Below are 6,340 nucleotides of genomic sequence, written 5' to 3'. Positions count from 1 at the left end.
TACACGTAAGTACATACGGTGGTGTGAGAGGACGACAAAGTCAAGGTTTAAACTTAACTTTGTCTCCTACTTTAATTTTATTTTGTTCAATTTAGAACTGATAGCGAATCCCTAAAGCGATATCAAAGTCTAAGTCACTATTATTGAAATCATTATTGTAGTCATTTCCAAAGCCAATTTCAGGTCTAAAATCCAATGAGATTAATAAAGGAATATCAAAATTATATTCAATACCTATATCACCGGCAGCAAAAATAAAGGTGTCATTATAATCATTGCCCTTTTTATCGTTGTAACCAAACGATCCTACACCGCCGCCAACACCGGCGTACCAATTAAAACCTCCATCAATGTTCCAAACCCATTGGTATAAACCTGCAAGTTTAAAACCATCGTAGGTTTTACTGTCTCTCCAACCCAAATCCACTTCTAAACGGTTGTTGCTTCCTAAAGCGTGCTGATAAGATACTTCGGCACCAACACCGTTACTGTCTCCCAATCGCAGTCCAATGGCGTTGTTTGAAATGTCCTGGGCATTTGTGGCCAATACAAATCCTAATAATGCAATCGATAATAAAAATAATTTCTTCATAATTTAATGTTTGTTTTGTTGTAATATACGGTAATTTTAAGTTAATAGATTATTTTTTGATAATCTGTTTGATTTAACAAAAATAACGCCAAAATTGTATTTATATTTAAGTGCTTTTTATAATTATAAACATTTTTATCCAACAATGGCGTTAACGGCTCATTTACAAACATTAAGCAATTCACTTTCGGGCGAATTATTTTATGACGGTTTAATAAAATCCATATATGCCACCGATGCTTCTGTGTTTAGAATGTTGCCATTGGCTGTAGCGTACCCAAAGAATAAAGATGATATTAAGCAACTTATTCAGTTTGCCAAAACGCACAGAACGTCCTTAATTCCAAGAACAGCGGGTACGTCGCTCGCAGGCCAATGTGTGGGAGAAGGCATTGTGGTTGATGTGTCCAAATATTTCACAGAAATTTTAAATATCAATGAAAAAGAACAGACCGTTACGGTACAACCGGGGGTAGTTCGTGATGCATTGAACAACTATTTAAAGCCATTCGGACTGTGGTTTAGCCCCAATACATCCACCTCCAACCGCTGTATGATAGGCGGCATGGTTGGCAACAATTCATCGGGGACCACATCCATTCAATTTGGTGTAACACGCAATAAAGTGATTGAGATGCACACTATTTTAAGTGATGGCAGCGAGGTTGTATTTAATGAAAGCTCTTCGGAAGCATTTCAAGACAAAACAAAATTAGAAACTTTGGAAGGTGCTATTTATAAAACTATTTTTTCGGAACTACATTCTGAAACGGTCCAAAACCAAATCATTGAAAATTTCCCGAAACCCGAAATACATAGACGGAATACAGGGTATGCGATTGATGAATTGTTGAAATCGGAGGTGTTTTCAAATTCCCCTGAAAAATTCAATATGTGCAAACTCCTTTCCGGCAGTGAAGGTACTTTAGCATTTACAACACAGATTACTTTAAAACTGGATGTTTTACCACCACAAGAAGCTGTTATGGTGGCAGCACATTTTACCACAATTGAAGCGTGTTTAAGTGCTGTTGAAATGGTTATGCGCCACAATTTGTACACCTGCGAAATGATGGATAAAACCATTTTGGATTGTACAAAGCACAATAAAACACAGCAAGAAAACCGACGTTTTATTGAAGGCGACCCCAAAGCTGTTTTGATGTGCGAAGTAAGAGCGTTTACAAAACAGGAGGTTCATGTTTTGGCAGAAAGGCTTTTGCTCGATATCGCGGCCTCGGGTTTAAGTTATGCGTTTCCCATACTTGTGGGGGACGAGATAGACCAAGCGAACAACTTGCGCAGTGCAGGCTTGGGATTATTGGGAAATATTATCGGCGACAGAAAATCGGTACCATGTATTGAGGATACCGCGGTAACCTTGCCGGATTTGGCCAATTACATATCCGAGTTTACGGCATTGATGAAAGGCTACAATCAAGAAGCGATTTATTACGCGCATGCCGGAGCGGGCGAACTGCATTTACGGCCGATTTTGAACTTAAAAAAATATGAAGATGTTGTTTTGTTTAGAAAAATAACCACCGATGTGGCACATTTGGTAAAGAAATATGGTGGCTCTATGAGTGGCGAACATGGCGATGGTATGGTGCGCTCTGAATTTATTGAATTAATGATTGGCAAAGAAAATTACAACATTTTAAAACGAATAAAAACCGTTTTTGATGCCGATAACATTTTCAATCCGGGAAAGATTGTAAATCCGTTGCCCATGGATAAATCACTACGATATGTTCCGGATAGAGCAGAACCGGAAATAGAAACCTTGCTCGATTTTTCGCATTCAAAAGGTATTTTGCGTGAAGCCGAAAAATGCAACGGTTCGGGCGATTGCAGAAAACTACCAGAATTCGGCGGCACCATGTGCCCAAGTTACAGAGCGACCAGAAACGAAAAAGATACCACAAGAGCTAGAGCGAACGCATTACGCGAATTTTTAACAAACTCACAGAAAGCAAATAAGTTCGACCATGAAGAATTGAAAGTGGTGTTCGACCTTTGCTTAAGCTGTAAAGCCTGTGCCAGTGAATGCCCAAGCAGTGTTGATGTGGCGAGTTTAAAAGCGGAATTTTTATATCAATATCAAAAGGAAAATGGCGTATCGTTGCGCACTAAATTATTTGCTTATAATAATACTTTGAATCGTTATGGTAGTGTGTTTCCAAAACTGGCAAACTTTATATTTTCTAACGGAATTACATCTTCAATCTTAAAGAAATCGTTCGGAATAGCCAAAGGAAGAAGCTTGCCTTTAATCTCAAATAAAAGTTTAAATAAAGAGTTTCAAAATATTAAAAAACAAGAGGTTACATTAAAATATATAAAAACGGTTTTTTTGTTTAACGATGAGTTTTTGAATTATTTAGATACACCCATAGGTATTGATGCTATTCAACTTTTAACCGCATTAAATTATGAAGTAAAGATTGTTGATAATGTCGAATCCGGACGCACCTTTTTGTCGAAAGGATTGTTGGAACAGGCCAAAGATTTAGCAAATAAAAATGTGGCTATTTTTAAAGATTTAATTTCATCTGAAACACCTTTAATAGGCATTGAGCCATCCGCTATTTTAACCTTTAAAGATGAATATTTAAGGTTGGCAGATGATAAAGCTTCCGCAGAAAACATTGCAAAACACACCTTTTTAATTGAAGAATTCATTCAACAAGAAATAAAATTAGGAAATATTAATTCTCAACAATTTACTTCCGAAGAAAAAACCATTAAATTCCATGGGCATTGTCATCAAAAATCCCATAGCAATCAATTGTCCAGTTTTAGTGTTTTAAATCTTCCTGAAAACTATAAAGTAACTATTATACCTAGTGGTTGTTGTGGTATGGCAGGAAGTTTTGGCTACGAAAAAGAACATTACGAAGTAAGTATGCAAGTTGGTGAACAAACTTTGTTTCCAGCTATAAGAAATGCATCAGCCGATGTGATAATTTCAGCAAATGGAACCAGTTGCAGACATCAAATTAAAGATGGTACCGACAGAGAGGCAAAGCATCCAGTTACGATTTTACGGGAAGCGCTTTTGAGGTAGTTTACAGTCTCAGCCACAGTTGCAGTCTCAGTCACAGTTGCAGTCAGAATTACAGTCTTTAGCTTTTTTAAACTTAGTACCTTTGCGCCTTTGCGCCTTTGCGAGACACTACTTCCATCAATCCACAAGTTAGACCCCGTTTCATTTTCATATTTCTTAGAATAGATTTACTTTAGCAAAAAATTATCGATATGGCTGGAAATTCCTTTGGAAAACTATTTACATTAACAACCTATGGCGAATCCCATGGCCCTGCTTTAGGCGGCGTTATCGATGGTTGCCCGTCAGGAATTGAATTGGATTTAGAGGCAATACAAAATGATCTGGACAGAAGAAAACCAGGGCAATCTGCCATTGTAACCCAGCGTAAGGAAGATGATGTTGTTAAGTTCCATTCAGGAATTTTTGAAGGTGTAACCACTGGAACCTCTATTGGTTTCGTTATTGAAAATACCAATCAGAAATCCCACGATTACTCACATATAAAAGACAGTTACCGCCCAAGTCATGCCGATTACACTTACGATAAAAAATACGGCGTGCGCGATTACCGTGGTGGCGGACGCAGCTCGGCGCGCGAAACCGCATGTCGTGTAGTAGCAGGAGCAGTGGCAAAACAAATGCTAAAAGGCATCGAAATAAACGCATATGTATCGGGTGTTGGTACTTTAAAGCTCAATAAACCCCATACTGAACTCGATTTAACCCAAACGGAATCCAATATTGTACGTTGCCCCGATGCAGAAATGGCGGCAAAAATGGAAACATATATTAAGGAAGTCCGTGGAAAAGGCGATACCGTAGGCGGTATTGTAAGTTGCGTTATTAAAAACGTGCCCGTTGGTTTGGGCGAGCCAGTTTTCGATAAATTACACGCCGAACTCGGTAAAGCCATGTTATCCATCAACGCCGTAAAAGGTTTTGAATACGGTAGCGGTTTTGAGGGCAGTACCATGTACGGAAGCCAACATAACGACGCATTTAACAACGATGGCACAACAAAAACCAATCATTCCGGAGGTGTTCAAGGAGGCATCAGCAATGGCATGGATATTTACTTTAATGTCGCATTTAAACCCGTAGCCACCCTCATCCAGAAATACGAAACCATCGATAAAGCAGGCAATAGCGTCAAAATGCAAGGCAAAGGACGACACGACCCCTGTGTGGTGCCAAGAGCAGTCCCCATTGTAGAAGCGATGGCAGCTTTAGTGATCGCCGATTTTTTCTTGAGGAACAAGGTTTATAGTTAGTTTATTCCTGCGCAAGCAGGAATCTCGTAAGACGAAGTATATGTTTTGAGTTTTTGCGACAATTTTTTTAGTTGTTTTAGTTTTTAAAAAAGATAAAATTTATAATTAGAAGCTATTCCCGCTTTCGACTAAATCTTTTTAAAACAAGGTTATTGCGAGGAGGCACAACGAAGCAATCTGCTTAATTGTAGTTAACCAATGTTTTTGTTATTCCTGAGTTTTAAAAAGGATACCGCCTCAATCGGGGCTAAACTATCTGTTGGGGTTTTGGTATGCCTAAAAACTAAGAATATTAATTAGTTATTTTAATTCAAAGTCTACGATTATTTACTAATAATTATTGAGGTAATTGTTATTTTAGCATGGGTTTAAATAATCAAACCAGGATATCAATAACATAATTAAACTTAGTGAACAAATGGCTAAATTCTTAAAAGGAAACGAACTTAATTCAGAGCTTGAAAAAATATTTGAAACGGCTGAAAGTCAAATAATATTAATTTCTCCATACATACAGCTTCATGAGCGCTATAAATCATCTTTGCTTACAAAACTTGATGACCCAAATATGGAAATAATACTTTTATTTGGTAAAAATGAGGATGATTTGTCGAAAAGCATGAAACAAGAAGACTTTGATTTTTTTAAACAATTTCCGAATGTCGAAATTCGCTATGAGAAGAGATTGCATGCAAAATATTATGCAAACGAAAAAAAAGCATTATTATCATCAATGAACTTATATGGATATTCACAAAACAATAATATTGAGGTTGGTGTTTTAATGGAGAGTTCAATTAAAGGAGCATTTACTGGAGATAATGAATTAGACAAAAATTCTTGGGAGTATTTCAGTACTGTATTACGTCAATCTGAATTATTGTTTGAGAAGAAGCCTGTATTTGAAAAAAAGAATTTATTAAGTTCTTATAGATATGTTGAATCAGAAATTGAAAAAGACATTCTTTCTGATTTTTTTGAAAATGAAAATCAAAATAAAACTTTTAAAAGGAAAGAACCAACTAATATAATAAACAAAGTATCTGATAAATCTTCTGGGTTTTGTATTAGAACAGGAAAGCAAATCCCTTTTAATTTAGAAAAACCAATGGCTATTGATGCTTACAAAATGTGGGGAAAATATAAAGATACAGATTACCTAGAAAAATATTGTCATTTCTCAGGGGAATTATCTCATGGAAAAACAAGTGTAAATAAGCCAATTTTAAGTCAAAATTGGAAAAAGGCACAAGAAAAAAACAGCTTTTAAAATTAATGCTTTAAATACATGCAAAATTTATCTTGATAAATAGCCTATTCAAAATTTTCAGGACAGTGAAGACCTCACAGGTGGGGTGTCAAATTTGTGCGTATTCATAAAAAATCGTTCGGTCTGTTTTTTAAACTTTTTCGGTGTTAAAAACC

General features: G+C 36.5%; 4 protein-coding genes. 3 read left to right on the top strand and 1 reads right to left on the bottom strand.

Translation table 11 applies throughout. The features are described from left to right. Window positions 1-91 precede the first annotated feature (91 nt). A complete protein-coding gene (locus ACU1LP_RS19220; protein ID WP_445737078.1) occupies window positions 92-592 on the bottom strand; it encodes a hypothetical protein in 501 nt (166 codons plus the stop codon). Between the two features lie 145 nt (window positions 593-737). Between ACU1LP_RS19220 and ACU1LP_RS19215 the strand changes: the two genes are divergently transcribed. The 3 genes from ACU1LP_RS19215 (at window position 738) to ACU1LP_RS19205 (ending at window position 6,185) form a co-directional block, all read left to right on the top strand. Continuing rightward, window positions 738-3,662 carry an FAD-binding and (Fe-S)-binding domain-containing protein gene (locus tag ACU1LP_RS19215; protein ID WP_445737077.1) on the top strand — a complete coding sequence of 975 codons (2,925 nt, stop codon included), beginning with the start codon at window positions 738-740 and terminating at the stop codon, window positions 3,660-3,662. 191 nt (window positions 3,663-3,853) lie between these two features. Beyond that, window positions 3,854-4,915 carry a chorismate synthase gene (aroC, locus tag ACU1LP_RS19210; RefSeq protein ID WP_445737076.1) on the top strand — a complete coding sequence of 354 codons (1,062 nt, stop codon included), beginning with the start codon at window positions 3,854-3,856 and terminating at the stop codon, window positions 4,913-4,915. A 418-nt stretch (window positions 4,916-5,333) separates the two neighbouring features. Further along, window positions 5,334-6,185: a phospholipase D family protein gene (locus ACU1LP_RS19205; protein ID WP_445737075.1), complete on the top strand. Its 852-nt coding sequence runs from the start codon at window positions 5,334-5,336 to the stop codon at window positions 6,183-6,185. Window positions 6,186-6,340: the final 155 nt, after the last annotated feature.

Source organism: Mariniflexile sp. (assembly GCF_052728615.1).
Note: the sequence above shows the minus strand (reverse complement) of the source record. Positions and strands in the feature narration are given on the sequence as shown.